General features: G+C 67.2%; 23 protein-coding genes (1 of these 23 cut by a window edge). 9 read left to right on the top strand and 14 right to left on the bottom strand.

What is annotated here, in order from left to right; translation table 11 throughout:
* The 9 genes from dnaB to ToN1_RS15255 form a co-directional block, all read right to left on the bottom strand.
* On the bottom strand, positions 1-1,360 hold the 5' portion of the coding sequence (dnaB, locus tag ToN1_RS15295; RefSeq protein WP_169205852.1) for a replicative DNA helicase. It extends 50 nt beyond the left edge of the window; only the first 1,360 of its 1,410 coding nucleotides appear in the window; the start codon lies at positions 1,358-1,360; its stop codon lies beyond the left edge, outside the window.
* A gap of 115 nt (positions 1,361-1,475) precedes the next feature.
* Positions 1,476-1,925 carry a 50S ribosomal protein L9 gene (gene rplI / locus ToN1_RS15290; protein ID WP_169205851.1) on the bottom strand — a complete coding sequence of 150 codons (450 nt, stop codon included), beginning with the start codon at positions 1,923-1,925 and terminating at the stop codon, positions 1,476-1,478.
* A 16-nt stretch (positions 1,926-1,941) separates the two neighbouring features.
* The gene (gene rpsR, locus ToN1_RS15285; RefSeq protein WP_015434307.1) at positions 1,942-2,214 is read right to left on the bottom strand and encodes a 30S ribosomal protein S18; all 273 of its coding nucleotides are present in this window, start codon (positions 2,212-2,214) and stop codon (positions 1,942-1,944) included.
* The gene (gene priB, locus ToN1_RS15280) at positions 2,177-2,530 is read right to left on the bottom strand and encodes a primosomal replication protein N (protein WP_169205850.1); all 354 of its coding nucleotides are present in this window, start codon (positions 2,528-2,530) and stop codon (positions 2,177-2,179) included. The genes rpsR and priB overlap by 38 nt, the downstream gene beginning before the upstream one ends.
* A 1-nt stretch (position 2,531) precedes the next feature.
* Positions 2,532-2,915, bottom strand: a complete 384-nt coding sequence (gene rpsF / locus ToN1_RS15275) for a 30S ribosomal protein S6 (RefSeq protein WP_169205849.1) — start codon at positions 2,913-2,915, stop codon at positions 2,532-2,534.
* 172 nt (positions 2,916-3,087) lie between these two features.
* Complete coding sequence (gene hrpA, locus ToN1_RS15270) at positions 3,088-7,185, bottom strand: ATP-dependent RNA helicase HrpA (RefSeq protein ID WP_210147829.1); 4,098 nt, start codon at positions 7,183-7,185, stop codon at positions 3,088-3,090.
* Between the two features lie 154 nt (positions 7,186-7,339).
* Positions 7,340-8,347, bottom strand: coding sequence for a M48 family metallopeptidase (locus ToN1_RS15265; protein ID WP_169205848.1), 1,008 nt, complete (start codon positions 8,345-8,347; stop codon positions 7,340-7,342).
* Positions 8,347-9,747 (bottom strand): YjgN family protein, encoded by a 1,401-nt coding sequence (locus tag ToN1_RS15260; RefSeq protein WP_169205847.1) that lies wholly within the window; start codon positions 9,745-9,747, stop codon positions 8,347-8,349. The genes ToN1_RS15265 and ToN1_RS15260 overlap by 1 nt, the downstream gene beginning before the upstream one ends.
* Before the next feature lie 184 nt (positions 9,748-9,931).
* Complete coding sequence (locus ToN1_RS15255; protein ID WP_169205846.1) at positions 9,932-10,528, bottom strand: Yip1 family protein; 597 nt, start codon at positions 10,526-10,528, stop codon at positions 9,932-9,934.
* Positions 10,529-10,673: 145 nt separating this feature from the next.
* Here ToN1_RS15255 and ToN1_RS15250 point away from each other — a divergent pair, with 145 nt between their 5' ends.
* The gene (locus ToN1_RS15250) at positions 10,674-11,168 is read left to right on the top strand and encodes a DNA-deoxyinosine glycosylase (RefSeq protein ID WP_169205845.1); all 495 of its coding nucleotides are present in this window, start codon (positions 10,674-10,676) and stop codon (positions 11,166-11,168) included.
* Positions 11,165-12,457 carry a TIGR03862 family flavoprotein gene (locus tag ToN1_RS15245; RefSeq protein ID WP_169205844.1) on the top strand — a complete coding sequence of 431 codons (1,293 nt, stop codon included), beginning with the start codon at positions 11,165-11,167 and terminating at the stop codon, positions 12,455-12,457. Before ToN1_RS15250 ends, ToN1_RS15245 begins: the two co-directional genes overlap by 4 nt.
* Positions 12,458-12,470: 13 nt before the next feature.
* Here the strand turns inward: ToN1_RS15245 and crcB are convergent, their stop codons facing one another.
* Positions 12,471-12,869 (bottom strand): fluoride efflux transporter CrcB, encoded by a 399-nt coding sequence (gene crcB, locus ToN1_RS15240; RefSeq protein WP_169205843.1) that lies wholly within the window; start codon positions 12,867-12,869, stop codon positions 12,471-12,473.
* Between the two features lie 229 nt (positions 12,870-13,098).
* On the opposite strand from crcB, the gene ToN1_RS15235 reads away from it, so the two are divergent.
* From ToN1_RS15235 to ToN1_RS15210, 6 genes are all read left to right on the top strand, one after another.
* A complete protein-coding gene (locus ToN1_RS15235; protein ID WP_169205842.1) occupies positions 13,099-14,835 on the top strand; it encodes a glutamine--tRNA ligase/YqeY domain fusion protein in 1,737 nt (578 codons plus the stop codon).
* Positions 14,836-14,926: 91 nt separating this feature from the next.
* Complete coding sequence (locus ToN1_RS15230) at positions 14,927-16,090, top strand: efflux RND transporter periplasmic adaptor subunit (protein ID WP_169205841.1); 1,164 nt, start codon at positions 14,927-14,929, stop codon at positions 16,088-16,090.
* An 8-nt stretch (positions 16,091-16,098) separates the two neighbouring features.
* Positions 16,099-16,791: an ABC transporter ATP-binding protein gene (locus tag ToN1_RS15225; RefSeq protein WP_169205840.1), complete on the top strand. Its 693-nt coding sequence runs from the start codon at positions 16,099-16,101 to the stop codon at positions 16,789-16,791.
* 84 nt (positions 16,792-16,875) lie between these two features.
* On the top strand, positions 16,876-18,084 hold the full coding sequence (locus ToN1_RS15220; RefSeq protein ID WP_169205839.1) for an ABC transporter permease: 1,209 nt from the start codon (positions 16,876-16,878) through the stop codon (positions 18,082-18,084).
* Positions 18,081-19,280 (top strand): ABC transporter permease, encoded by a 1,200-nt coding sequence (locus ToN1_RS15215; RefSeq protein ID WP_169205838.1) that lies wholly within the window; start codon positions 18,081-18,083, stop codon positions 19,278-19,280. The genes ToN1_RS15220 and ToN1_RS15215 overlap by 4 nt, the downstream gene beginning before the upstream one ends.
* Before the next feature lie 131 nt (positions 19,281-19,411).
* Positions 19,412-19,717: a hypothetical protein gene (locus ToN1_RS15210; protein WP_169205837.1), complete on the top strand. Its 306-nt coding sequence runs from the start codon at positions 19,412-19,414 to the stop codon at positions 19,715-19,717.
* On the opposite strand, the gene ToN1_RS15205 is transcribed toward ToN1_RS15210, so the two are convergent.
* Positions 19,661-20,875 (bottom strand): pseudouridine synthase, encoded by a 1,215-nt coding sequence (locus ToN1_RS15205; protein ID WP_244860796.1) that lies wholly within the window; start codon positions 20,873-20,875, stop codon positions 19,661-19,663. The two genes, ToN1_RS15210 and ToN1_RS15205, sit on opposite strands and share 57 nt — an antisense overlap.
* 278 nt (positions 20,876-21,153) lie before the next feature.
* Here ToN1_RS15205 and ToN1_RS15200 point away from each other — a divergent pair, with 278 nt between their 5' ends.
* The gene (locus ToN1_RS15200) at positions 21,154-21,885 is read left to right on the top strand and encodes an IclR family transcriptional regulator (RefSeq protein ID WP_244861066.1); all 732 of its coding nucleotides are present in this window, start codon (positions 21,154-21,156) and stop codon (positions 21,883-21,885) included.
* A 42-nt stretch (positions 21,886-21,927) separates the two neighbouring features.
* Here the strand turns inward: ToN1_RS15200 and pbpG are convergent, their stop codons facing one another.
* From pbpG to ToN1_RS15185, 3 genes are all read right to left on the bottom strand, one after another.
* Positions 21,928-23,010: a D-alanyl-D-alanine endopeptidase gene (pbpG, locus tag ToN1_RS15195; protein WP_169205834.1), complete on the bottom strand. Its 1,083-nt coding sequence runs from the start codon at positions 23,008-23,010 to the stop codon at positions 21,928-21,930.
* Positions 23,011-23,188: 178 nt separating this feature from the next.
* Entirely contained in the window at positions 23,189-24,319 is a 1,131-nt protein-coding gene (locus tag ToN1_RS15190; RefSeq protein ID WP_169205833.1) for a patatin-like phospholipase family protein, read from the bottom strand.
* A 96-nt stretch (positions 24,320-24,415) separates the two neighbouring features.
* The gene (locus ToN1_RS15185) at positions 24,416-26,692 is read right to left on the bottom strand and encodes an NADP-dependent malic enzyme (RefSeq protein WP_169205832.1); all 2,277 of its coding nucleotides are present in this window, start codon (positions 26,690-26,692) and stop codon (positions 24,416-24,418) included.
* Positions 26,693-26,824 lie beyond the last annotated feature (132 nt).

The following is a 26,824-nucleotide window of genomic DNA, read 5'->3' as shown; positions in this document are numbered from 1 at the left end:
TGCACTCGCCGATGAAGGTCATGCGGACGGTGCCGGTCGGGCCGTTACGATGCTTGCCGATAATCAGTTCCGCAGAGCCTTTGTCGGGCGAGTCGGGGTTATAGACCTCATCGCGATAGATGAACATGATGATGTCCGCGTCCTGCTCGATGGCGCCGGATTCGCGCAGGTCGGACATCACGGGGCGCTTGTTGGGGCGCTGCTCGAGGCTCCGGTTCAACTGAGACAACGCGATGATCGGAACGTGCAGCTCCTTGGCGAGCGACTTGATCGAGCGTGAGATCTCGGACAATTCGGAGGCCCGGTTGTCGCTGTCCTTGCTGCCGACCATGAGCTGCAGGTAGTCGATGACGATGAGGCCGAGCTTGCCGCACTGGCGTGCGAGGCGGCGTGCGCGGGCGCGCAGGTCGATCGGATTGAGGCCGGGCGTCTCGTCGATGAAGAGCGGGGCATCATAGAGCTTGCCCATCGCCATCGTAAGGCGCTGCCAATCCTCGTCACCGAGACGACCGGTGCGGATCTTGCCTTGGTCGATCCGGCCGACGGAGGAGATGAAGCGGGTGGCGAGCTGGGTACCGGGCATTTCCATCGAGAAAATGGCGACGGGCAGCTTGCAGTCGACGGCGACATGTTCCGCGACGTTGAGCGCGAATGTGGTCTTGCCCATCGCGGGACGGCCGGCCACGATGATCATGTCGGAGGGCTGCAGGCCGGACGTCTTGTCGTCGAGATCAACGAGACCGGTCGGCACGCCGGTGACCTCGGACGGGTTGTCACGGTCGTAGAGATCCTGCACACGGTCGACGACCTGCTTCAGGATGGGCTGGATCGAGACAAAGCCGGTGGTGGTGCGCGCTGTCGACTCGGCGATCTCGAAGACTTTGGCTTCGGCTTCGTCGAGCAGAGTCTTGGCGTCCCGGCCCGTGGCGCTCAGCGCAGAGGCAGCGATTTCGTCGCCGACAGTGACGAGCTTGCGCAGGATGGCACGCTCCCGGACGATTTCCGCGTAACGCCGGATGTTCGCTGCCGACGGGGTGCTGTTGGCGATTTCTGCGAGATAGGCGAGCCCACCCGCCTGCTCGGCTTCACCATTCTTCTCGAGCGATTCGAACACGGTGACGACGTCAGCCGGCTTGCCGAGGTCGAGCAGCTTGCTGATGTGGCGAAAGATGCGCCGGTGATCGTCGCGGTAGAAGTCGGCTTCGCTGGCGAGGTCAGCCACGCGTTCCCACGCCTGATTGTCGAGCAGGATGCCGCCAATGAGGGATTGTTCGGCTTCGAGCGAGTGCGGCGGGAGCTTGATTGCCGAAATGTCGGGGTCGCCGGGGTTCGCTGGAAAGCGGCGCTTTTGAGTGGCCATCGGGGCGATCGTCCTGGAGAGCGAGTGCGGAATTTTACCGAAGCGGCAGGGACTGCTGAAAAAGAAAAGGGGCTGCCGCGGCAGCCCCTTTTGCGATCACCTCAGCGCGGGCGGATTACTGTTCGCCGAGCACGGAAACGGTGACGGGAACCACGACGTCGTGGTGCAGGGCGATGTCGATCTGCACGTCGCCGATGGCCTTGATCGGGCCTTCGGGCATGCGGACCGCGCTGCGCTCAACCTTGAAGCCCTGACCTTCCAGCGCTTCAGCGATGTCGATGTTGGTGACGGAGCCAAACAGGCGCCCGTCCATGCCGGCCTTACGGGCGATCTGCAGCATCAGACCTTCGAGCTTGGTGGCAACGGCCTGCGCTTCGGCGAGCTTTTCGGCCTGGGCCTTTTCGAGTTCGGCGCGCTTGGCTTCGAACGCGGCCATGTTGGCCTGGGTTGCGCGCTTGGCCTTACCCTGCGGGATCAGGTAGTTGCGAGCGTAGCCATCCTTGACCTTGACCACGTCGCCGAGGGTGCCGAGGTTGGCGACTTTTTCGAGCAGAATGATTTGCATGTCCGATCTCTCCTGATTACTTGTGCAGATCGGTGTAAGGCAGCAGGGCGAGGAAGCGCGCACGCTTGATCGCGGTCGACAGCTGACGCTGGTAGCCGGCCTTGGTGCCGGTGATGCGGGCCGGCATGATCTTGCTGTTTTCGGTGACGAAGTCCTTCAGGATGTCGACGTCCTTGTAGTCGACTTCCTCGATCTTTTCCGCGGTGAAGCGGCAGAACTTGCGACGCTTGAACAGGCCGCGATTGCCGCGGTCATCCTTTTTCTTTGCAAACTTCTTGTTGAACGCCATTTTCGTTTCCTTCCAGAAATTCGATCTTGCTCAGGTGCAGTACCGGGCTTCGGCTGCGAAGGCTCTTCGCAGCGAGAAATCCGGAGACCCGTATCCTCATGCCGGGGGATGCACTAGCCAGCACACTGGCCAGTTCACCGACTGCAACCGCCTGCAGCTCCACCGAAACGTCGCGGCTCAGGCCCGCTTCCAGTTGTTTCGATTCGTGCGCGAGGCCGCAAGCGGCGATCGGCACTCCTGCCGGGGTTCGACGCAGGGGCTGGAGTTCAGCAATCCGGGCGTCGAGGTGCAGTTGGTTGATTCCCTCGTCAGTCACCTCAGGCGGATTCGGCCTCGGACTTCGCTTCTTCCGCAGCGGGCGCGGCAGTCAGCGAGCGGGACTTCTCTTCCTTCATCATCGGCGACGGGGTGGTCACGGCGCGCTTCATCTTGACGACGAGGTGACGCAGGACGGCATCGTTGAACTTGAACGAGTGCTCGAGTTCGCCAAGGGCTTCGCCGTCGCACTCGATGTTCATGAGCACGTAGTGGGCCTTGTGCACCTTCTGGATCGGATAGGCCATCTGGCGGCGGCCCCAGTCTTCCAGGCGGTGGATCTTCCCTTCGCGGGCGGTGACGATCGACTTGTAGCGTTCGATCATCGCCGGGACCTGTTCCGACTGGTCCGGGTGGACGATGAATACAACTTCGTAATGTCGCATGGAGACTCCTTGCGGTTGATGACAGCTCCCCGGCATGCGAACCGGTGGAGCAAGGGAAAGCCGGGAAGAATAGCAGGAAACGCTTGACGGATCAAAGGACGTTGTTTAGTGGCGGATGATGGCCTCTATTGCCGTGCTGATCCGGGCCTCCGGCGCTGTGTTGAGAGGCTGTCTATCGGGGGCGGGCGTCCCAAATTTTTTGCAGGCGCTTTACGGACATGGGCATGGGGGTTTTCAGTTCCTGGGCGAAGAGGCCGACGCGGAGCTCTTCGAGGAGCCAGCGGAATTCGTCCAGTGTGGGGTCGGCGACACCGGCCTTGCGCTTGCCGAGGCGTTCCCGCTCGAAGGGTTGGGCGAGACTGCGCCACTCTGTCTGTAGTTGCGCGTCGCGCGCGGGGTTGTTGCGCAGCTTGTCCAGGCGTACGCCCGCGGCCTTGAGGTAACGCGGGAAGTGGGCAAGGCGCTCCCAAGGATAGGCGATGAGAAAGTCCTTGGGCATCAGCTCGCGGACCTGGGCCTGGATGTCGGCGGCGACTTCGGGGAAGCCTTTCATGCCGGTGAGGCGTTTCTGCAGCGCGGCGTGCTCGGCGATCAGGGTCGTCGCGAGGCGCATGAACTCTTGGGCAACGAGGGTGATGCGGGATTTGGCTTCGGCACAGCGCTTCTCGAAGCTTGCGGCGTCGATCGGGAGCGGATCGAGCAGGCAGGTTCGGTCGAGAGTTGCGGTGACGAGTTGGGCCTTGAGCTCGGCTTCGGTGCCGAACGGGATGAAGGCGAGCGCGAGATCGCGCAGGCCAGGCAGGCGCTCGACGGCGCGCACCTGGTCCTTGAGGGTCAGCGCGAAGAGGCGGGTGAGGCCCTTGCGATGCACTTTCGCGGCTTCCTCGGGGGTGTCGTAGGGGCACAGGGAGACGCTGTCACCGTCGTCATGGAGCGCGGGGAAGCCGATGACTTCGCGACCGGCGACCTTGACTTCGAGGAGTTCCGGCAACGGGCCGAAAGTCCAGGCGGTCAAACCGGAGAGTTGGGCGGCGGAGGTTTCGGCGGTCGGCTTCGCGGGGGCGCCCTGCCCTTTCGGCGTCTGCGTGGGCGCAGGGGGAGTCGTCGCCTTTGGCGTGACGGCCTTGGCCGCGACCTCGGGCATCGTGATGCGCGCCCCGCGGAAGCGTTCGGCGACCTGGTCGCGTAGCCGCGTGCGCAGTTCGGCGAGGTTGCGCGACTGGCCGAGCACGCGGCCGTGCTCGTCGATGACGCGGAAGTTCATGAAGCAGTGCGGATTGAGGTTTTCCGCACGGAAGGATTCCATCGGCAGCTTGAGCGAGACGCGGTCCTCGACGAAGCGCTGGAGTGCGCGCAGAAGCGCTTCGTCGGTGTCCCACTCGCCGGCGTCGAAGTGCTCCATGAAGGCGGCGGCGCTGTCGGCGATCGGTTGCAGGCGGTGGCGGTGCTTTTGCGGCACGGTTCGCAGCAGGGCCGCGACCTTCTCTTCCAGCAGGCCGGGCACGAGCCATTCACAGCGGTGCGCGGGGACCTGGTTGAGCATCGCGAGCGGGACGGTGAGCGTGACGCCGTCGTCGGCTTCGCCGGGCTGGTGCAGGTAGGTGAGCTTGAGCTTCTGGCCGAGGACCTCGAAGTTCGCAGGGAAGCGGTCGGTCGTGATCCCTTCGGCCTCGTGGCGCATGAGCTGGTCGCGCGAGAGGTGCAGCAGCTTGGGCTCGGCCTTTTCGGCCTGCTTGCGCCAGGCGTCGAAGCTCGGGACGTCGAGGACGTCCGGCGGGAGCTTGGCGTCGTAGAAGGCGTGGATCAGTTCCTCGTCGACGAGGACGTCGGGGCGGCGCGACTTGTGCTCGAGGCGTTCGATCTCGGCGACGAGGCGGCGGTTGTGCTGCAGGAAGGCCATGCTGCGGGCGGGGCCTTCGGCGATCTCGCCCTGGACGAGGCCTTCGCGGATGAAGAGTTCGCGGCACAGCCCGGGGTCGGTGTCGCGGTAGCCGACGCCGCGACGGGCATACAGGACGAGGCCGTGCAGCGTGCCGCGCTCCCATGCGCGTACCGCACCGGTGGTCTTGGACCAGTGCGGCTCATAGACCTGGCGCTTGAGGAGATGGGCGCCGACTTCCTCCAGCCATTCGGGTTCGATCTTCGCGAGGCAGCGGCCGAAGAGGCGCGAGGTGTCGACGAGTTCGGCGCAAACGATCCACTTGCCGGCCTTCTTGGCGAACGCGGAACCGGGATGCGGCCAGAACCTGATGCCGCGCGCGCCGAGGTAGCTGCCGGCCTGCGGGCCGCTGGCGTCCTCGATCTTGCAGCCGACGTGGCCGAGGAGGCCGGCGAGGAGCGCCTTGTGGATCGCTTCGTACTGCGCGGGCTTGTCGTTTTCCTTCCATCCGTGTTCGGTGCATAAGGTGTGGAGCTGGGTATGCACGTCGCGCCATTCGCGCAGGCGCATGTAGGACAGGTGGTGCTGCTTCGCCCACGCCTTCTGCTTGCTGCCGGTTTCATGGCGCAGCACTTCGCTCCATGCCTTCCACAGGTTCCAAAACCACAGGAACTCGGAGCGCTGGTCCTGCTCGCCGCCGCGGAACCTGGCGTGCGCCTGGTCGGCGGCGCCGGGGCTTTCAGGATTGCGCTCGCGCGGATCCTGCGTCGACAGGGCGGCGGCGATGACGAGGACCTCGGCGAGGCAGCCGCGGTCGCGCGCGGCGAGGATCATGCGGCCGATCTTGGGGTCGAGCGGGAGCCTGGCGAGTTCGACGCCAGTAGGCGTGAGTTCGCGTGCGTCGTCATCCGTGACGGCACCGAGCTCGGTGAGGAGCTGGTAGCCGTCGGCGATCATGCGCGGCAGCGGCGCGTCGATGAAGGGGAAGTCCTCGACCGCGCCGAGGCGCAGGGACTTCATGCGCAGGATCACGCCGGCGAGCGAGGAGCGCAGGATCTCGGGATCGGTGTGCGCGGGGCGCTTACCGAGCTCGTCCTCGTCGTAGAGGCGGAAGCAGATGCCGTCCATGACGCGACCGCAGCGACCCGCGCGCTGCTTGGCGGCCGATTGCGCGATCTTCTCGACCTGCAGTTGCTCGACCTTGTTGCGGTGCGAGTAGCGCTTGACGCGCGCCAGACCGGTGTCGACGACGTAACGGATGCCGGGGACCGTGAGCGAGGTCTCGGCGACGTTGGTCGCGAGGACGACGCGGCGGCCCTTGCCGGGCGCGAAGACGCGGATCTGCTCCTGCGCGGACTGGCGCGCGTAGAGCGGCAGGATCTCGGTGCCGGCGGCGTGATGCGCCTTGCGCAGGGCTTCAGAGGCCTCGCGGATTTCGCGCTCGCCGGGCAGGAAGACAAGGGTGTCGCCGGGACCGCTGCGGTGCGCCTCATCGACGGCGTCTACGATGGCGTCGTAGAGGTCGCGGTCCCTGCGGCGGTCAGCGCCGGGGCGGCGGTCCTGGTGGGCAGGTTCGTCGTCGGATTCGACGGGGCGGTAGCGCAGCTCGATCGGGTAGAGGCGGCCGGAGACTTCGATCACCGGGGCGGGCTTGCCGTCGGCGCTCGCGAAGTGGCGCGCGAAGCGGTCGGCGTCGAGCGTCGCGGAGGTGACGATCACCTTCAGATCCGGGCGACGCGGCAGCAGGGTCCGGAGGTAGCCGAGCAGGAAGTCGATGTTGAGGCTGCGCTCGTGGGCCTCGTCGATGATCAGGGTGTCATAGGCAGCGAGGGTCGGGTCGCCCTGCGTCTCCGCGAGCAGGATGCCGTCGGTCATCAACTTGATGCAGCTCGACTCGCTGAGGCGGTCGGTGAAGCGGATCTTGTAGCCGACAGCCTGGCCGAGTTCGCTTTTCAGCTCCTGCGCGATGCGGGTCGCGGTGGCGCGGGCGGCGAGACGGCGCGGCTGGGTATGGCCGATGAGGCCGGCGGCGCCGCGGCCGAGTGCGAGGCAGATCTTGGGGAGCTGGGTGGTCTTGCCGGAGCCGGTCTCGCCACAGACGATGACGACCTGGTGGGCGGCGACCGCGGTGGCGATCTCGTCGCGCTTTTGCGTGACGGGCAGTTCGGCCGGGAAGTCGGGTTTCGGCAGGCGGGCCCGGCGTTCGGCGAGCGCAGCGCGGGAGCGTGCAAGCAGCGCGTCGAGGTCGGCCTGCAGGCGCTCGCGCTTGGCGCCGGAGTGGCGACCGAGGTCGCGCGCGAGACGGCGCAGGCGCGGGCGGTCGGCAGTCAGGCAGTCGGAATAGTCGTCGCGCCGGCGCTCATCGCGGGGCCGGGAATCGGTAGGAGTCACGTTCGGGGTCGTCGGCGGGACCGCCATGTCCAAACAGTCGCAGGCGGTCGTTCATTGCCCGCCGGGGCGGCGGGTCACTTCGGGAAAGTCGTGCAAATTATGCCAGAACGGGCGGACGGGGCATTACTTGTACGCCCGGCCCCGCCCGCACCGCTCATTCCCGCGCGATGGACAGGATCAGACGCACGCGCTCGGGCGTCGGCGGGTGAGTCGAGAGATACCCCCACTTCTCGTCCGCGTCCTGATCGACCCGCTCGAGGATGTCGACCAGGCGCTGCGGGCTGATGCCATGACGGCGCAGCGTGTCGACCGCGTGACGATCGGCTTCCCGCTCGAAATCGCGGGAGTAGCCCATCTGCGTGAGCAGCAGCGGCAGCGCGGTGACCGCCGAGGACACGGACGAAATGTCGCCGACGACCAGGGCCGAGAGAAGGCCCATGAACGAGGCCTGCAGCGAAGCGCGCATGGCATGGCGGTGCGCGACATGGCCGATCTCGTGGGCAAGCACGCCGATGAGTTCCTCGTCGTGCCGGGCACGCTGGATGAACTGGTCGGTGAAGATGATGGTGCCAGCGGGGAGCGCCAGCGCGTTGGGGCCGATGGTGCCGGCGGCATCCCGGAACACCACCCGAACGGGGCAACCTTCCCCCATGAGCGGGGCAAAGACGGCAAGCAGGCGAGCCTGTTCCTGCGCGGGCAGGCGGCTTGGCTTGAGGAGTTGCCGGTCAAGGAGCTCGAGCACCGCGGTCTCGGCGTGCGCATTGAGTTCGACGGGCAGCGCATGCGCCGCGACGCGTGCCAGCGCCGGGACGCCCCACTGCATGCAGGCCCACACGAACGCGACGGTGAACGCCAGCCCGACAAGGGCGTAGCGCAACTTCGACTCCAGCCGATGCGCGAGCCCGCTCGCGGGCGCACGGCGCGCAAGGAGTTGGTCGACCGCGTCGTTATCGGCGGTCTCGAAGCTCGCCCCGGCCGAAAAACGGAGAAAGCGCGGCGTATCGCCGACCCGCGAAGAGAATTCGACGCAGTCGAGCTCGCAGGCAGGATGCAGGGTTTCGCCCGCCGCGCCCTCGACCTGCAGAACGCCTTTCTCGACCACCACACTCGCCCGGTGGCTGCGCGAGCTTAGGCCGTCGAAGAAGCGTCCCTCGATTCGCATCAGATGCCCAGGTCCACGTCGAACAGGTCGCCGATTTCCCCGCCGGCCGCCGACACCTGTTCGCGCTGCCCGGCGGCGAAGACGTCGAGGTCGCCGTCGGCCACCAGGGAAATGTGCTCGGCGGCGTAGCGGGCACTGCGCACCTTGGCCCAGGGATAGAACAGGCCCAGGGTCAGACCCAGCGCCAGCGTGTTGGTGAGCATCAGCATTGCATAGGAGCCGAAGCCGTAGTTCGCCTGCAGGAGATGTGTGCCGAGCGCCGTGTTGTTGTAGCGGAGATTGGTGATCATCACGTTCGACACCGCGAAGATCGCCAGATACGCCGCAGGCATGACCACAAGGCTCAGCGGCGGGAACACCGCGCCTGTCAGCATCGAGAGCAGGAAGCCGACCACGCCGATGCCGATGACGGCCAGGGCGATCATGTAGAACCCGCCGGCCCGCGCCTCGAACCGGAACGGCTCCACGCCGTAGCGCCCCCTGCCGATGATGAATTGCTGCTGTCGGTACGCCGCGTAGGGCAGGAGCAGGCCGAGCGTGATCGCACCGGCGATCGGCCACAGCAGGAACACGCGATAAGCCTCGCCGAGGCGGCCATCGAAGCCGAAGCGTACGCCACGCCAGGCCGAGTTGTGGTTCCGGAAGGCGAGCCCGCGCACCATGATCCAGGGGAAGATCGCGAGGAAGAGCAGCGTCACGACGACACGAAGCAGGGGAACGAAGCCGTCGGCAAGGATGTAGACGAGGGCCAGCGCGAAGGCGATCAGGCGGCCCTTGAGAATGCTCAGCGGTTCGGCCAGATACGCGAAGCTCGCGCCGTCGCAGCGAGTGTTGCCGTAGAAGTAGCGCTGCGTGCGCACCTTGGCCCAGGCGGAATAGATTCCCAGCGTGACGATGCTGAGGACGAGGTTGACGATCCAGATGCGGAAGAACTCGAAGCCGTTGCCGGAAAACTCGAAGGGGAGCTCGCGCGGCTGATCGTTGTCGCGGGTGGCGGAGGAGACCAAGGGCGTCGCGGCAACCGACGCGGCGGGTGCTCGCTGATCGGACGCGCCGCTCTGCTGCGGGGTCGCCGTCGGCGGCTGCTCGACGCTCACCGGAGGCGGTGCCTCCCGCATCTCGTCGTCCGACGTCGGCAACACCGGCAGCGGATCGGGCGTCGCGGGCCGCACCTCGTCGAGCCGGACCGCCATACCGATGCCGGCAAGCCGGCCGAGGTATGCGTCCGCGGCCGCGCGATCGAGATTGCGCTTGAGCACGACGCGCGGGTGGCCGAAGATCTTCTCGACGTCTTCTGCCGACACGCGGAAAATATGTCCGAATCGCTGCATCACCTGTTCGCGCTCGAACCCGTCCAGGATGCCGCCTTGAAACACCAGGGTAAAGCTCGCTTCTGCCATCACGTCTCCGAGGATTCATCGCACGCGCCCCGACCGACGGTCGCGACCGCAGGATGCGGCTCTCATGCGCCCCATGAAATGACATGATGGTAGCACCCGGCGCCGCCACCGTCATAAGAGCGGCGCCGGGCGACTGAGCGGGGGCGCCGGACGCCTCGCGGCATCCGGCGCGGCAGGCATGCGTTCAGCGCAGGCCGACGATCATGCTCATCGCCAGCGCGAGCACGACCAGCAACGCACCCCAGGCGATCACGCCCGCAGTGAGGACGAAGGAGCCCATCAGGCGGGACTTGCTCTTGTCCTCGAGTTTGAAGAGCGGATAGACGCCGTGATAGATCAGCGCTGACGAGGCGACCCACGCGAGCGCAACGACGATCCCCGCCACCCAGGCGGAGGGGATGAACAGCGCCAGCGCGGAGAGCCACAACGGAGTCGGCGCGACCGCGGCGAGGATGAAGGACTCGGAGTACGGCGGTTTGGCATCCACGACGTCCCCCATCTGCTGGATGATGGAAGCCATCAGCGCGACCATCGCCAGTTCCGCGACATAGAACGCGACTGCCGCTGCAAGCGCCTCACCGACGCTGATCTGCGGCACCAGTTCGGGAAACACCGCGCCCGGCGTGGCGAACATCGAGTACAGGAACATCGCCGGCGGGATCAGCGACATCGGCATCACGTACATCGTGAAGATCTTCGCGACGGTCGGATGCACCTGGATCAGGTCCTGCCAGCCCTCCGAATACGAGTACAGCATCTTGGGTAAGTTGTGGGTGTTCATGGCGAATTCCTCCTTGTCTCCCTTGATGAGACGCCCGTTGGACTCCAAACAAAGCGAAAGGATTCCCGGCGACCGGACTTGCCGGGCAAGGCGCGGCCGGCTACCTTGCGTGCCGTCGTCCCTTACCCTGTTCCCGCTTTCCGCGATGTCCCGACTCGAAGGTTTCCCGCCGATCGCCCTGCCCCATGCGCACACCCTGATCCTGGGCAGCATGCCGGGGGCGGCCTCGCTCGCCGCAGGTCAGTATTACGCCCATCCGCGCAACGGTTTCTGGCCCATCGTGTGTGCGGTGCTGGGCATCGACGCTGCCCTGCCGTATGCGGAACGCGCGCGGTGCTACGCCGAGCGCGGCTATGCGCTGTGGGATGTTCTCGGCGCGTGCCGGCGTAGGGGCAGCCTGGATACGGACATCGAACCCGCGTCGATGGAGGTGAACGACTTCGCGGCCTTCTTCGCCGTGCATCCGGGCATCGCGCGCGTGTTCCTCAACGGCACGGCGGCCGCGACGCTGTTCCGGCGGCACGTCGCGCCTGCACTCGATGCGACGATCGCCTGGACACGGCTGCCGTCGACGAGTCCGGCGAACGCGAGCTGGTCGTATGCGCGGAAGCTTGCGGCCTGGCAGGAGATTGCACGATGAGCGACAGGACGGCGCCGCGGGTCGCGGTGATTGGCGCCGGCCCGGCCGGGCTGATGGCGGCGGAGATGCTCGCGACGCGCGGCTGCACGGTCGACGTCTACGACGCGATGCCTTCGCCGGGGCGCAAGTTCCTGCTCGCGGGGATCGGCGGGCTGAACCTCACCCATGCGGAGCCGCCCGCCGCCTTCGTCACCCGCTACCGCGAACGACAGGCCGAACTCGCGCCCCTGCTGGAGCGTTTCGGTGCCGCCGCATTGCGCTCCTGGGCGGCGAAACTCGGCATCGAGACCTTCGTCGGCAGTTCGGGCCGCGTTTTCCCCAAGGAAATGAAGGCCGCGCCACTGCTGCGCGCCTGGCTGCACCGCCTGCGGCAGGCGGGGGTGCGCCTGCACGTGCGGCATCGCTGGCTGGGCTGGGACGACGAGCACGGCGGCGACAAGGATCCGACGCGCGGCCTGCGCTTCGCGACGCCCGAAGGGGAGTGCCGCATCGCGGTCGACGCGGTGATCCTCGCGCTGGGCGGCGGGAGCTGGGCGAAGCTCGGCTCGGACGGCGCCTGGATGCCGTGGCTCGCGCGACGCGGTGTGGAGCTCGCCCCGCTGAAGCCGGCAAACTGCGGCTTCGACGTCGACGTCCTCGCAGGCAACGCGGCTGCCGGCTGGAGCGCGCATTTCCTCGAGCGCTTCGCCGGCGCGCCGGTGAAATCGGTTGCGGCGCGCGTCAGCGACGCCCGCGGGCAGACGCATGAGCGCGCAGGCGAGTGCATGATCTCGGCCAGCGGCATCGAGGGCGGGCTGATCTACGCGCTGTCGGCGCCGCTGCGCGACACGATAGCCACCACGGGATTGGCGACGGTGCACCTCGACCTCGCGCCCGGTCGCAGCCTGGAACGCCTCGCGGCGGATCTCGCACGGCCGCGCGGCTCGCGCTCGATGGCGAGCCACCTGCAGAGCAAGGCCGGGATCGAGGGCGTGAAGGCGGGCCTGCTGCGCGAGTGCACGACGAAGGACGTCTTTGCCGACGCAAACCGCCTCGCCGCCGCAATCAAGGCCCTGCCGATCGTGCTGGCCGCAGCGCGCCCGCTCGACGAGGCGATCAGCAGCGCGGGCGGGGTGCTGTTCGAGGCGCTCGACGATCGCCTGATGCTGCGCGCGCTCCCCGGCGTGTTCTGCTGCGGCGAGATGCTCGACTGGGAGGCGCCGACCGGCGGTTATCTGCTTACGGCCTGCTTCGCCACCGGCCGGGCGGCGGGGCTCGGGGCGGCCGACTGGCTCGCGGGCCGGGAATGAGCCAATCGCGGATTCAGCCGCGCCACGCGTTGAACGCCGCGTAGCCTGCCCACGCCATCGCCAGCGATCCCAGCACGTGCAGCAACGTGTGCAGCGCGAGCCACGCCCATTCGCCGCGCTGCACGAGGTGCAGGCCTTCGGCGGAGAAGGTCGAGAAGGTCGTGAGTCCGCCGAGAAAGCCCGTGGTCATCAGCAGGCGCAGGGTCGGCGACATCTCGGGCACCGCGTGGATCCACGCCAGCGCGGCCCCCATCAGCAGACCGCCGAGCAGATTGGCAGAGAGCGTGCCGAGCGGAACCACCAGGAAGAGCGGGTTGAGCAGCAGGCCCAATCCCCAGCGCAGCCACGCGCCGAGCGCGGCGCCGATACCGATCGCCGCGAATGCGGGCAGGGTCGCCAGCGGCGCGCTCATCGCCCGGCTCCCGTGCAAACAAGGGCGCTTCCGGGCATCGGGCGCTCGCCGCGCAGGCCGATTCGGCTGTAATGCATGGGTCGTCCAGTGAATGGCAATCGGATGGAATTCTAGCCCAGCAAGGCCCGCCGCCGATGCCCCAACCGGTGCCGGGGGCTCATTCCGGGCGCCGACGCGCTAAAATCGCGGATTCCTGAAATTTTCGCCCTTAGAATCGAGGCTTCTCCCCGTGTCCGACACTCCGAAATCCGGTGCCGCCGCTGCCGCACCGGCGAGCAATTTCATCCGCAACATCATCGACGAGGACATCCGGAGCGGCAAATGGGGCGGACGGGTCGAGACCCGCTTCCCGCCCGAGCCCAACGGCTACCTGCACTACGGTCATGCGAAGTCGATCTGCCTGAACTTCGGTCTCGCGCAAAGCTACGCCGGCGTGTGCCACCTGCGCTTCGACGACACGAACCCGGAGAAGGAGGAGCAGGAGTACGTCGACTCCATCGTCGAGGCGGTGAGCTGGCTGGGCTTCGACTGGGGCAAGCACCTGTACTTCGCGTCCGACTATTTCGACAGGATGTACGCGTGCGCCGAGTACCTGATCTCGGCGGGCAAGGCCTACGTCGAATCGCTCTCTGCCGAGGAGATGCGCGCCTACCGCGGCACCCTGACCGAGGCGGGACGCGAGAGCCCCTACCGCAGCCGCAGCGTCGAGGAAAACCTCGACCTCTTCCGCCGCATGCGCGCGGGCGAGTTCGCCGACGGCGAGCATGTTCTGCGGGCGAAGATCGACATGGCCTCGCCCAACATCAACCTGCGCGATCCGGCGATCTACCGCATCCGCAAGGCGCACCATCACCGCGCCGGCGACACCTGGTGCATCTACCCGATGTACACCTTCGCCCATCCGATCGAGGACGCGATCGAGGGCATCACGCACTCGATCTGCACGCTGGAGTTCGAGGACCAGCGTCCGTTCTATGACTGGCTGCTCGATGCGCTCGCCGAGGGCGGCTTCTTCCCCCGCCCGCTACCGCAGCAGATCGAATTCGCCCGCCTCAACCTGACCTACGTCGTGCTCTCGAAGCGCAAGCTGATCCAGCTCGTCGAGGAAGACTACGTGTCGGGCTGGGACGATCCCCGCCTGCCGACACTGGTCGGCGCGCGCCGCCGCGGCTTCACTGCCGAGGGCTTCCGCCTCTTCGCCGAACGCATCGGCGTCACCAAATCCGATACCTGGATCGACTTCAGCGTGCTCGAGGAATGCATGCGCGAGGACCTCAACGAGGCGGCCGAGCGCCGCGTCGCCGTCCTCGACCCACTGAAGCTCGTGATCACGAACTACCCCGAAGGTCAGAGCGAACTGTGCGAGGCGCCGAACCACCCGCTCAAACCCGAACTGGGCAAGCGCACGATGCCCTTCTCTCGCGAGCTGTGGATCGAGCGCGAGGACTTCATGGAGACGCCGGCCAAGGGCTTCCATCGCCTCTACCCGGGCAATATGGCGCGCCTGCGCTACGGCTACGTCGTGAAGTGCACCGGCTGCGAGAAGGACGCGGATGGCAAGGTGACGGCCGTGCTGTGCGAATTCCTGCCGGACACCAAGTCGGGCACGCCGGGCGCCGATAGTGTCAAGGTGAAGGGCAATCTGCACTGGGTCTCCGTCGCCCACGGGTATGAAGCGGAGGTCCGCCTCTACGACCGCCTGTTCGCCCATCCCTACCCCGGCAACCGCCGAGAAGGCGACCCCGAGGGCTTCGAGCGCAGCTTCCTCGACGACCTCAACTACGACTCCAAGCGCACCATCACCGCTTGGCTCGAACCTGCCCTGCGCGAGGCTGCAGCCGAGGACCGCTTCCAGTTCGAACGCCACGGCTACTTCGTCGCCGACCGTGTCGACTCGCGGCCCCAGGCGCCGGTGTTCAACCGCACCGTGACGCTGAAGGATTCGTGGGCCAAGGCCAAGGGCTGACGAGACGGCTCTCCCTGCGCGGTTGCGCACATCCGGCGAAGGGCGGATCATCGGCCCCTGACATGCCGTTTGGAAACCGCGCAGGAACCTCATGAAGCCCCTCGTCCGACGCAGCCTGATCGTCTTCGTCGTCCTCGCCCTCGCCGCCGGGGCCATCTGGTGGCTCTCCCGCCCCAAGCCCATTCCCGTACGCCTCGTCGAGGTCGCGCGCGGCACCGTCGAGGCGACCCTGTCGAACACGCGCGCGGGCGAGATCGAGGCCTGCCAGCGCACCAAGCTGTCGACCATCATCGGCGGACGCATCGATTATCTCGGCGTGAAGGAAGGCGACCGCGTGCAGGCGGGCCAGGTGCTGCTGCGGCTGTGGAACGAAGACCAGGAGGCGCGGCTCGCGGTCAATCGCGCGCAACTGGAGACGGCACGCAAACGCGTGCAGGAAGCCTGTGCGCAGGCGGACAACGCCGAGCGCGAGGCCGCGCGCCAGGAAGGACTCTTCGAGCGCAAGTTCGTCTCCGCCTCGCGCGTCGAACAGGCGCGTACCGAGGCGCGCGCGCGCCGCGCCGCCTGTGAGACCGCGCGAGCCGACACGCGCACGGCCGAAGCCCAGATCAATGCGACTTCGACCGACCGCCAGCGCACGGTACTGATCGCGCCCTTCTCGGGTACCGTCGCGAAGATCACCGGGGAACTGGGCGAATACTCGACGCCGTCCCCCCCGGGCGTCCCGACGCCGCCCGCGATCGACCTCATCGACGACAGTTGCCTGTACGTGAAGGCGCCGATGGACGAGATCGATGCCCCCAAGATCCACCCCGGCCAGCCGACTCGCGTGACGCTCGACGCCTTGCCGGGCAAGGTCTTCGAGGCGCGCGTGAAACGCATCGCTCCCTACATCACGGCAGTCGAGAAGCAGGCGCGCACCGTGGAGGTCGACATCGACTTCGCGAACCCCGAGGACGCCAGGGGGCTGCTCGTCGGCTACAGCGCAGACGCCGAGATCGTGCTGGCCGTGCGCGAGAACACGCTGCGCGTGCCGACCTCGACGCTGCGCGAAGGCAATCGCGTGCTGCTCTACCGTGCCGACGACGGTCTGCTCGAGGAGCGCCTGATCAAGGCCGGCGTCGCGAACTGGGAGTTCACCGAGGTGCTAGAAGGCCTCGCCGAGGGCGAGCGCATCGTCGCCTCGCTGGAACGCGAAGGGGTGAAGGCCGGCGCGCGCGTGCGGCCGGAAGACGGGGCCGGGGCCTCGCGCTGAGGGCGGCGATGGCGCAGATCGAACTCTCCGGCATCGAGCGCATCTTCAAGCTCGGCGACAGCGAGGTCCATGCGCTGCACGAGTTGAGCGTGTCGATCGAGCGCGGGGAATACGTCGCCGTGATGGGCCCCTCTGGCTCGGGCAAGTCGACGCTGCTGAACCTGCTGGGCCTGCTCGATCGCCCGAACACCGGCACCTACCGCCTCGAAGGGCGCGACGTCACCACGCTCTCGCCCGATGAACAGGCCGAAGTGCGCCGCACGCGCATCGGCTTCGTGTTCCAGAGCTTCCACCTCGTGCCGCGCCTCACCGCCGCCGAGAACATCGCCCTGCCCCTGATGCTCGCCGGCATCCCGCCCACCGAGCGCCATGCGCGCGTGACGCAGGCGCTGAAGGACTTCGGCCTGGAACCGCGCGCGGGCCATCGCCCGGACGAACTGTCGGGCGGCCAGCGCCAGCGCGTTGCGATCGCGCGCGCGACGATCATGCGCCCCACCGTGATCCTCGCCGACGAGCCGACCGGCAACCTCGACCGCGCGACTGGCCAGGACGTCACGCACCTGCTGGAAGAGCTGAACGCTTCGGGCGTGACGCTGATCGTCGTCACCCACGACCCCGTCATGGGCGGACGCGCCCGCCGGCGCCTGCTGATGGAGGACGGGCGCCTGCTGCAGGACGTGCGCGAGCCCGCGCCCGCGTGAGATGAAACGACTTCCATGCTCGCATTACTCGCTGCCCCCCAAGGGGGCGCAGGCCTCCCTTGGGGCGGCCCGGCGGGAGGCCTGATGACACCCGCCGACACGCTGCGCTTCGCGACGCGCGCCGCCACCGGCTATCCGCTGCGCACCGCGTTGATGGTGCTGGCAATGTCGATCGGCGTGGCGGCGGTCGTCGTGCTCACCGCACTGGGAGACGGCGCGCGGCGTTACGTCGTGAATGAATTCTCCGCCCTCGGCAGCAATCTCGTGATCGTGCTCCCCGGCCGCACGGCCACGGGCGGCCTGGGGCTTGGCAACCTGATCACGAGCACGCCGCGCGACCTGACGGTACGCGACGCGGAGGCACTGCTGCGCGCCCCGCTGGTCACCCGCATGGCGCCGCTGGCGGTCGGCAGTTCCGAGATCGCGTACGGCGGACGCCTGCGCGAGGCCATGGTCGTGGGCACCAGCGGCGACTACGTCGACATCCGTGCCTTCCGCATGGCCGAAGGCAGCTTTCTGCCGCGCGAGGACCTCGGCCGCGCCTCGGCGGTCGCCGTCCTCGGCACCAAGCTGCGCGCCGAGATCTTCGGCAGCGAGCCGGCGATCGGCCGCATCGTGCGCGTCGGCGATCGGCGCCTGCGCGTGATCGGCGTGCTCGACAAGACTGGCCAGGGCCTGGGCATGAACACCGACGAACTGGTGTTCGTGCCGGTCGCCACCGCGCAGGCGATGTTCAACACCAACAATCTCTTCCGCATCATCGTCGAGGCGCGCAGCCGCGACGCGATCGCGCCGGCGAAGCAGCAGCTCGAGGACATCATGCGCCTGCGCCGCGAGGGCGAACTCGACGTCACGCTAATCACGCAGGACGCCGTGCTCGGCACCTTCGACCGCATCCTCGGCGCGCTGACGATGGCGGTCGCCGGCATCGCTGCGATCAGCCTCGCCGTCGCCGGCATCCTCGTCATGAACGTGATGCTGGTCGCCGTCACGCAGCGCACCGCCGAGATCGGCCTGCTCAAGGCGCTCGGCGCCACCGGCCGCAACATCCGCTTCGCCTTCCTCACCGAGGCGGCGCTGCTGTCGCTCGCGGGCGCACTCGCCGGCTTCGCGCTGGGCCACCTCGGCGCGTGGGGCCTGCGCCTCGCTTTTCCGGTACTGCCCGCATGGCCACCGGACTGGGCCGTGTTCGCCGGCATCGGCACGGCCCTCGCGACCGGCATCCTGTTCGGCGTGATGCCCGCCCGACGCGCCGCCCGCCTCGACCCCGTGCAGGCCCTGTCCCGCCGATGAGCCTGCGCGACTTCATCCAGCTCGCGCTGCGCTCGCTGCTCGCCCACCGCCTGCGCAGCTTCCTCACGCTGCTGGGCATCGGCGTCGGCATTGCCGCGGTGATCCTGCTGACCTCCATCGGCGAGGGCCTGCACCGTTTCGTGCTCAACGAATTCACGCAGTTCGGCACCAACATCATCGAGGTCACGCCGGGCCGCCAGGGCACGCGCGGCGGGCCGCCCGGCCTGCCGAGCACCGCGCGCCAGCTCACCCTGGACGACGCCCTGGCGCTCGAACGCGTGCCGCACGTCACCGGCGTGACACCTATCGTGTGGGGCAATTCCGACGTCGAGGGCGCGGGCCGCGTGCGTCGCACGAGCGTTTACGGCGTCGGTCCCGAGATGCATCGCATCTTCGCGATGCACGTGCGCGTCGGGCGTTTCCTCCCGCCCGACGACCCCAACGGCGCGCGCGCCTTCGTCGTGCTCGGCGCCAAGCTCAAGCACGAACTCTTCGGCGGCGCCAACGCCCTAGGCGAGCGACTGCGCATTGGCGGCGAACGCTACCGCGTGATCGGCGTGATGGAGGAAAAGGGCCAGTTCCTCGGCGTCGACCTCGACGACACCGCCTACATCCCGACTTCGCGCGCGCTGTCGCTCTACAACCGCGAAGGCCTGATGGAGATCAACGTCACCTACGAGGAGGCCGTACCGGCCCCGCGGGTCGCCGCCGGCATCCGCAAGGTGCTCGTCGCCCGCCACGGTCAGGACGACGTCACGCTCACGACGCAGGAAGACATGCTCGCGCGCCTGTCGAATATCCTCGACATCCTCACCGCCGCAGTCGGCGCACTCGGCGGCATCTCGCTGCTGGTGGGCGCCGTCGGCATCGTCACGATCATGACGATCGCGGTCTCCGAACGTACCAACGAGATCGGGCTGCTGGTCGCGATCGGTGCGCGGCGCACCACGATCCTGCGCCTCTTCCTCGCCGAGGCCATCGCCCTCGCGGCCATCGGCGGCGTGCTCGGACTGATCGCAGGTGCGGGTGCCGCCCAGCTCGTCGGCTTGCTCGTTCCCGCCCTGCCGGTCCATACGCCGTGGCATTTCGTGCTCATCGCGGAGGTTCTCGCGGTGGCGATCGGGCTCGTCGCCGGCGTGCTTCCCGCAATCCGTGCGGCACGCCTCGATGCGGTCGAAGCGCTGCGCTCTGAATAACCACTTCTTCATCACGGTTTTTTGAGCCAGATCAATTCAGCGCGATTCGAGCAGGCACGCCGAGCGGATGCTGACTAGATTAAAAGTACAAGAATTCCCTTTTTCCGCATAACCGCTTCAAGGAGTTCGTCATGACATTCCTCGACTCTCCCATTGGCCGCTGCGAAGCAGTCCGGGAAATGGTGCTGCTGGATGAAACACAGAAGGAGTGCGCCCACGAGCATGGCTGTCCGGACGGGTTCGATTGCCCGCTGAAAGGCTGGTTCACGGAACAATCCGGGGTCAGCGATCCGGCCAGCCTGCCGCTCAAGCGCGCAACGCGGCGCCGTCGCGGCACCGCGGCGACCAAGCCCACGCCCTTGAAGGCGCGGGCGACGATGTCAAAACCGCTCGTCTTCGTGGAGAAAGCGCCATTGCCCGAGCGGAAGGTCGCCTAGCCGGACCCGCCCGATCCGTATGCGCTTGAGGCCGACCACCTTCAGGCCGACCAGTTCGCACATGCGCCGGATCTGACGCTTGCGGCCTTCGCGCAGCACGAAGCGCAACTGATCCTCGTTGATCCACTCGACCTTGGCGCGCCGCAGCTTGCGGCCGTCGAGCTCGAGGCCGTGGTTCAACAGCGCAAGCCCGCGGTCGTCGAGTTCCCCCTCGACGCGGACGAGATATTCCTTGTCCACCTCGGAATCGTCGCCGATCAGCTGGCGCGCGATGCGGCCGTCCTGCGTCAGCACGAGCAGGCCGGTCGAGTCGATGTCGAGGCGGCCGGCCGGCGCCAGGCCCTTGAGATGCGCAAAATCGAAGGGCTGCGCGGTGTCGCGGTCGAACTGGTTGGCCGCACCGATCAGCGAAACGGCCGGCTCGTAGCCGGGTTCGGGCTGGCCCGACACGTAGCCGACCGGCTTGTGCAGCAGGATCGTGACCCGTTGGGACTGGCGTCGGCTCGCCTGCGATGCGAGCGTGATCTCCGCGTTCGGGTCGATGCGGGTGCCGAGTTCGGACACGCACAGGCCATCGACGAGCACCCAGCCACGTTCGATGAACTCATCGGCCTCGCGGCGCGAGCACAGACCGCGTTCGGCCATCACCTTCGATAAGCGCACCCCTTCCGCAGCGGCCGTCGCTGGCGCCTCCGCGCGGACAGCGGGTCGTGCGGCCGCGGGGCGCTCCTCGCGACGGCCGACAGGCGCACGGTCGGTCGGCGCAACCGGCTTGCGCGTTTTGCGCTCGTCCGCCGCCGGCGTGCGCGGCTGATCGCCATCCCTGCGCGGACGCCGCTCGATGTCCGTCACACCGGCCGCCTTCGGACGCTCCGGCTTGCGGCCGCGACCGGCCCCTTCCGCGCGCTCCGCTTCCGGCGGCCGCCCCGCCTTGCCTCCACGTGCCTTTCCCTGCCCCTCGCCCGCAGGCGCCCGCGTCGCGGCGACGGTCTTCGCATAACCGGGCTGGAAGCGCGCACGCACGCCGGCCCGACGAGGCCCCTCGACGGCGGGAGCGTCGCCCTGCCGTTTCACGCCCAGTGTGCGGCGCGGCGCGTCGGCTGCATCTTCCTGTGCGGGGACATCGCCGGGCGTGCCGGCTTCCTTCGAGCGCTTCATGGTGGCCATCCGGTTCGCAGGCGCGCCCGCGCGCAGCGCAGACGAACCCGTCAAAAAAACAATGCCCGGCATCGCCGGGCGCAACGCTTTTCAGTATATCGGCTGCCCGCGGCAGCTTCCAGCGACGCGACGGCGGGGATTCCGGCACGCGCCGCGCCATTTCACTAGGCGAAATCACCACGAGCCGGCTAGAATGCGCGCAACTGCAAATCCCTCCCGAACGCGTGAGCACCAACACCCCCACCGAAACCAAGAACCCGATCCAGGTCGTCGAGCGCATGATGAAGCTGCTCGACGTGCTGGCGCATCACCCGGACCCGGCCGCGCTCAAGCAGATCGCCCAGGAAACCGGGCTGCACCCGTCGACGGCGCACCGCATCCTGAGTGCGATGGCGCAAAGCGGCTTCGTTGAGCGCGGAGAAGGGGGCACCTACCGCCTCGGCATCCGTCTCCTCGAACTCGGAAGCCTGGTCAAGTCGCGCATTTCCCTGCGCGAGACCGCGATGCCGGCGATGCTCAAGCTGCACGCCGCCACGGGCGAGAGCGTCAATCTCGGCATCCGCGCCGGCGACGACATCGTCTATGTCGAGCGGACGTCCAGCGGCCGCTCCGCCGTGCGCGTCGTGCACATCGTCGGCGCGCGCGCCCCGCTGCACACCACCGCCACCGGCAAGCTCTTCCTCGTCGAGGACGGTTCCGAGCGCGTGCGCGAGTACGCACGGCGCACCGGCTTGCCCGGCTCCACGCCGGCCTCGATCACCGAGATCGGCATGCTCGAGAAGGAGCTCGACAAGGTCCGGCGCCACGGCGTGGCCTTCGACCTGGAAGAAGTGGAAATCGGGGTGCGCTGCATCGCAGCCGGCGTGCGCGACGACAGTGGCGAGCTGATCGCCGGCCTGTCGGTATCCACCCCCTCGGAACGTTTCAGCCCCGACCGCGCCCCGCTCGTGCGCGAGGCGGCGGACGAGATTTCCCGCGCCCTGGGCTACGTTAGGCGCAGCGCGCGCTGAACGTCACCCCAGCGCAGCCGAGGCACACGCGCTCGCACAGACTCAGATGTTTTCCTTGCCCGCTGCCGTCGCCACGCGTTGCGGACCGGCGGCTTCGAGCCATTTCTTGATGCGCACCGCGTCAGCGGTGCGCGAGTAGCGACCGTCGGAATCCATCAACACGATGATCACCGGCTGCTTCATCAGCCAAGCCTGCATCACGAGACAGCGCCCCGCCTCGCGGATATAACCCGTTTTCTGGACGCCGATCTCCCAGTCGGGGTTACGCACCAGCGAATTGGTGTTGCCGAAGCGGTGCGTGCGCGAACCGATCTGGACATAACGCTCGGACGTCGTCGAGAATTCGCGGATCAGCGGGTAGGTCGACGCCGCCGAAACCATGCGCGCGAGATCGTGCGGGCTAGAGACGTTTTCCGGCGTGAGGCCCGTCGGATCGGCGAAATGCGTTTCGGTAAGGCCGATCATGCGCGCCTTGACGTTCATCGCCGCGATGAACGCCGCCTCGCCCCCCGGATAATGACGCGCGAGCGCCGAGGCCGCACGGTTTTCCGACGACATCAGGGCGAGATGCAACATCTCCTCCCGCGTCAGACGGGTCCCCAAAGACAGGCGCGAACCCGTGCCCTTGAGCGTGTCGATGTCGCCTTCGGAAATCGTGATCTCCTCGGACAGACTCTGTCCGGCATCGAGCACGACCATCGCTGTCATGAGCTTGGTGATCGACGCGATCGGCAGCACGGAATCGCTCTTCCTCTCGAGAATCACATGGCCGGTGTTCTGGTTCATGACGAGGAAGGCCGAGGAGCGCAGATGCGGTAGGCCGGCGGCGTCGAGTTGCAGCGGCGCGCTGTCGATCGCCGCCTCGGGGATCACGGCATCACGACGCAGCGACACCTTGACGCGGCGCGCTTCCTGGCGCGCGACCGCCTTGCGGCTCACGCGCTTCTTCACCGTCTTCTTCGCCGGCGCGCTGACCGCGCGCTTCGCGGACTTCTTGACGGACTTGCTCACGGTCCCGGTCGAACCGGACCCGTCCGCCCGCGTGGCAGCGGAAGCGGGGAGAGTCCAGCCCGCCTGCACCATCGCGAGACTGACCATCGCGATCGCCAGATTACGGAATTTCATGTTGTGGCCTGAAACAAAAGTAACACGGAAGGGAACAACATCCGTCTCATTACTATTCTTATGCAAATTAAGCAGATATCAAGTCTTTTTGAAGTATTCCGCGAAAAATTTCTTACATCGCGTCACACGTCAGTCCAAACTAATAGTTTAGATGACCCTGCGCCGCACATGGCGAACGTTACACACGGAGGAAAGCAGCCACTTCGCCGCGCCGGTCCATCGTGTCCTTGTAGCCGAGTTCGATGAGCGCCTGCGTGAAAGACGGCTCGAATAGCAGGTAGGACAGCAGCGTCGAACCGTCGCGGCGCATCGCACCGATGCCGCGCAGCACCGTGCGCAGCGCAAGCGGCAGGCTCTCGCGGTTGCGGCCGGCGATCGCATCGAGCCGCTGCGACGGTGAAATCACCAGGGTTTCGATCGGCCGCAGGTTGATACCGGCTGCGGCGCGCTGTTCGGGACTCATCGCGCCTGCCGTGATGTTGATGCGCTGGAGCCGCTCGAGGTCCACAGACAGGCTGTCGAGGAAGATGCTCGACAAGGCGTGGCCGGCAATCTGCGCGAGCGAAGGGTAGCCTTCGGAGCGCTGGCGCCCCTCCTCGGCCAGCCGCCCGGAGCCGATCACGAGGATGCGGTCGGCACCCAGATGGATCGCTGGGCTGACCGGCGCAAGCTGGCGCATGGAGCCGTCACCGAACCATTCGCGGTTGATGCGCACCGGCGGGAACACGAAGGGGATCGCGCTCGTCGCCAGCAGATGGTCGACGCCGATCGAAGTGCGCACGCCCAACCGCTGCATGCGCCGCCAGGCTTGGACTTCGGGCGCAGCGTCGAAGAAGGTCAGGCTCTCGCCCGACGAATAGCCCGATGCCGCCACGCTCACCGCATGCAGGTGCCCCTGTTCGATGCTGCGGCCGATGGCCGAAAAATCCAGCACCTCGGCGAGCAGGCTGCGCAGCGGGGAATTGTCGAGCAGCGAGTGCGGCGTCTGGCGCACGGCCCAGCCCAGCGTCAGCGCCGAAGCCCAGCGCAGTCCGGTCGCAAGCAGCGCCGCGGCGTCGGAGCGGTACACGTGATCGACATGGAATTGCCGCCAGATGCGGACGAGCATGCGCACGGCACGCGTGAAATCGCTGGAAAAAACCGCCAGTGCGACGGCATTGATGCCGCCAGCGGAGGTGCCACACAGGATGGGAAACGGATTGCCCGCCTGGCGCCCGCGGATCTCGCGGATCGCCGACAGCACACCGACCTGGTAGGCGGCGCGCGCGCCGCCTCCCGTCAGTACCAGCGCAGCCTTGCCTTCAGCCATCGAGCCTCCGGTCGCTTGCGGACACTACCGGGAAAATCTTGCCACGCGGGTGCCGGCCGGGAAAGGCCCGCACCCGCGTTTTCACGGCCCAGTGAGTCAGATTTGACGCTGCGCTGCTTCGACCGCTGTCAGTGCGGTCATGTTGACGATGCGGCGCACGGTGGCCGAAGGCGTGAGGATATGCACCGGACGCGCTGCACCGAGCAGGATCGGGCCGACGGTCATGCCTTCACCCGCCGCCGTCTTGAGCAGGTTGAAGGCAATGTTGGCGGCATCCAGCGTCGGGAAGATCAGCAGGTTCGCGGCATCGCGCATGCGCGAATTGGGGAAGATGCGCAGGCGCAACTCGGCGTCGAGCGCCGCGTCGCCGTGCATCTCGCCCTCGACCTCGAGCTCGGGATGACGCTCGTGCAACAGCCGCAGCGCGGTGCGCATTTTCTCGGCGGTCGGCGAATCGGCGCTACCGAAGGACGAATGCGATAGCAGCGCGACCTTGGGGGTGATGCCAAAGCGCGACATCTCCTCCGCCGCCAGCAAGGTCATCTCGACAATCTGTTCCGGCGACGGGTCGTAGTTGATGTAGGTGTCGGCGAGGAAGAGCGTGCGCTCGGGCAGGTTCACGACGTTGAGCGCATAGCAGTGCCTCACGCCCTCACGCCGGCCGATGACCTTCTCGATGAAGTCGAGGTGCAGGCGGTGCATGCCGTAGGTGCCGCAGATGAGGCCGTCGCCGTAGCCGAACTTCAGCAGCAGCGCACCGATCAGCGTCGTGCGGCGGCGGACTTCCTTCTTCGCGTACTCGATCGATACGCCCTGGCGCTCCATCAGGCCGTGGTAGTAGGTCCACAGTTCCTTGAAGCGGGGATCGGAATCGGGGTTCACCAGTTCGAAATCCTGGTCGGCACGCATGCGCAGGCCGAAGCGTTCGATGTTGGCGTTCACGACGTCCGGGCGGCCGATCAGGATCGGACGCGCGAGACCTTCGTCGGCCACCGTCTGCACCGCGCGCAGCACGCGCTCGGATTCGCCCTCGGCGAAGATGATGCGCTGGTTCTGGCCGCGCGCCGCGGCGAACACGGGCTTCATGATCAGGCCCGAATGCCACACGAAGTTGTTGAGCTGCGAGCGATAGGCATCCCAGTCGGCGATCGGGCGCGTTGCGACGCCCGAGGTCATGCCCGCTTCGGCCACCGCCGGGGCGATCTTGACGATGAGGCGAGGATCGAAGGGGCGCGGGATGATGTACTCGGGGCCGAAGCCCGACACCTTCTCGCCGTAGGCGGCGGCGACGATGTCGCTCTGCTCGGCACGCGCGAGCTCGGCGATGGCCTTCACCGCGGCAAGCTGCATCTCGTCGGTGATCGTCGTCGCGCCGACGTCGAGCGCACCGCGGAATATGAAGGGGAAGCACAGCACGTTGTTGACCTGGTTCGGGTAGTCCGAACGGCCCGTCGCGATGATCGCGTCGTCGCGCACTTCCTTGACGAGCTCCGGCAGGATTTCCGGCGTCGGGTTCGCAAGGGCGAGGATCATCGGCTTCGCTGCCATCTTCGCGACCATCTCGGGCTTGAGCACGCCGCCGGCCGACAGGCCCAGGAACACGTCCGCGCCCTCGATCACCTCGGCGAGCTTTCTCGCCTCGGTCTTCTTCGCGTAGCGCGCCTTGATCGGGTCCATCAGCGCGGTGCGGCCTTCATACACGACGCCTTCGAGGTCGGTGACCCAGATGTTCTCGACCGGGATGCCGAGCTTCTCGAGCAGGCCCAGGCAGGCGAGTGCCGCAGCGCCCGCACCGGAAGTGACGAGCTTGACCTTCTTCAGATCCTTGCCGAGCAGGTGCAGGCCGTTGAGGATCGCTGCGCCGACGACGATCGCGGTGCCGTGCTGGTCGTCGTGGAAGACCGGGATCTTCATCCGCTCGCGCAGGCGAGACTCGATGTAGAAGCACTCGGGGGCCTTGATGTCCTCAAGGTTGATGCCGCCGAAGGTGGGCTCCAGCGCGGCGATCATGTCGATCAGCTTGTCGGGGTCGTTCTCGGCGATCTCGAGGTCGAACACGTCGATGCCGGCAAACTTCTTGAACAGCACGCCCTTGCCTTCCATGACCGGCTTGGCGGCAAGCGGGCCGATGTTGCCGAGGCCGAGCACGGCGGTGCCATTGGTGACCACGCCGATTAGGTTGCTGCGCGCGGTGAGCGTCGCGGCCTCCGCCGGTTCCTCGACGATCGCGTCGCACGCCGCGGCAACGCCGGGCGAATAGGCCAGCGAGAGGTCGCGCTGGTTGGAAAGCACTTTCGTGGGGGTAACCGAGATCTTGCCCGGCCGCGGATAGCGGTGATAGTCGAGCGCCGCAGCGCGGATCAGTTCGTCCATGTGATGTCCCGTCGTTGTTGTAGTAAATCTCTCGCGGTCGTCGCCGACCGTCTCCCGAACTTGCAATGATGCCGCGGATTGCAGCCGGGAGACAGTCCCGCCGGAATGCGGCGGAACGACCGCACGCCAGGG

The sequence above is a fragment of the Aromatoleum petrolei genome (assembly GCF_017894385.1).
GTDB lineage: Bacteria > Pseudomonadota > Gammaproteobacteria > Burkholderiales > Rhodocyclaceae > Aromatoleum > Aromatoleum petrolei.
The sequence above is the reverse complement of the archived record's forward strand: the minus strand, read 5'-3'. Positions and strand labels throughout refer to the sequence as shown.

What these genes read in the sequence shown, in the direction of transcription:
- rplI (WP_169205851.1), bottom strand. Translation starts at nt 1,925, where the DNA reads ATGCAAATCATTCTGCTCGAAAAAGTCGCCAACCTCGGCACCCTCGGC.
- rpsR (WP_015434307.1), bottom strand. Translation starts at nt 2,214, where the DNA reads ATGGCGTTCAACAAGAAGTTTGCAAAGAAAAAGGATGACCGCGGCAAT.
- rpsF (WP_169205849.1), bottom strand. Translation starts at nt 2,915, where the DNA reads ATGCGACATTACGAAGTTGTATTCATCGTCCACCCGGACCAGTCGGAA.
- ToN1_RS15265 (WP_169205848.1), bottom strand. Translation starts at nt 8,347, where the DNA reads ATGCGAATCGAGGGACGCTTCTTCGACGGCCTAAGCTCGCGCAGCCAC.
- ToN1_RS15260 (WP_169205847.1), bottom strand. Translation starts at nt 9,747, where the DNA reads ATGGCAGAAGCGAGCTTTACCCTGGTGTTTCAAGGCGGCATCCTGGAC.
- ToN1_RS15255 (WP_169205846.1), bottom strand. Translation starts at nt 10,528, where the DNA reads ATGAACACCCACAACTTACCCAAGATGCTGTACTCGTATTCGGAGGGC.
- ToN1_RS15250 (WP_169205845.1), top strand. Translation starts at nt 10,674, where the DNA reads ATGTCCCGACTCGAAGGTTTCCCGCCGATCGCCCTGCCCCATGCGCAC.
- ToN1_RS15245 (WP_169205844.1), top strand. Translation starts at nt 11,165, where the DNA reads ATGAGCGACAGGACGGCGCCGCGGGTCGCGGTGATTGGCGCCGGCCCG.
- crcB (WP_169205843.1), bottom strand. Translation starts at nt 12,869, where the DNA reads ATGAGCGCGCCGCTGGCGACCCTGCCCGCATTCGCGGCGATCGGTATC.
- ToN1_RS15230 (WP_169205841.1), top strand. Translation starts at nt 14,927, where the DNA reads ATGAAGCCCCTCGTCCGACGCAGCCTGATCGTCTTCGTCGTCCTCGCC.
- ToN1_RS15225 (WP_169205840.1), top strand. Translation starts at nt 16,099, where the DNA reads ATGGCGCAGATCGAACTCTCCGGCATCGAGCGCATCTTCAAGCTCGGC.
- ToN1_RS15220 (WP_169205839.1), top strand. Translation starts at nt 16,876, where the DNA reads ATGACACCCGCCGACACGCTGCGCTTCGCGACGCGCGCCGCCACCGGC.
- ToN1_RS15215 (WP_169205838.1), top strand. Translation starts at nt 18,081, where the DNA reads ATGAGCCTGCGCGACTTCATCCAGCTCGCGCTGCGCTCGCTGCTCGCC.
- ToN1_RS15210 (WP_169205837.1), top strand. Translation starts at nt 19,412, where the DNA reads ATGACATTCCTCGACTCTCCCATTGGCCGCTGCGAAGCAGTCCGGGAA.
- ToN1_RS15205 (WP_244860796.1), bottom strand. Translation starts at nt 20,875, where the DNA reads ATGAAGCGCTCGAAGGAAGCCGGCACGCCCGGCGATGTCCCCGCACAG.
- ToN1_RS15200 (WP_244861066.1), top strand. Translation starts at nt 21,154, where the DNA reads ATGATGAAGCTGCTCGACGTGCTGGCGCATCACCCGGACCCGGCCGCG.
- pbpG (WP_169205834.1), bottom strand. Translation starts at nt 23,010, where the DNA reads ATGAAATTCCGTAATCTGGCGATCGCGATGGTCAGTCTCGCGATGGTG.
- ToN1_RS15190 (WP_169205833.1), bottom strand. Translation starts at nt 24,319, where the DNA reads ATGGCTGAAGGCAAGGCTGCGCTGGTACTGACGGGAGGCGGCGCGCGC.
- ToN1_RS15185 (WP_169205832.1), bottom strand. Translation starts at nt 26,692, where the DNA reads ATGGACGAACTGATCCGCGCTGCGGCGCTCGACTATCACCGCTATCCG.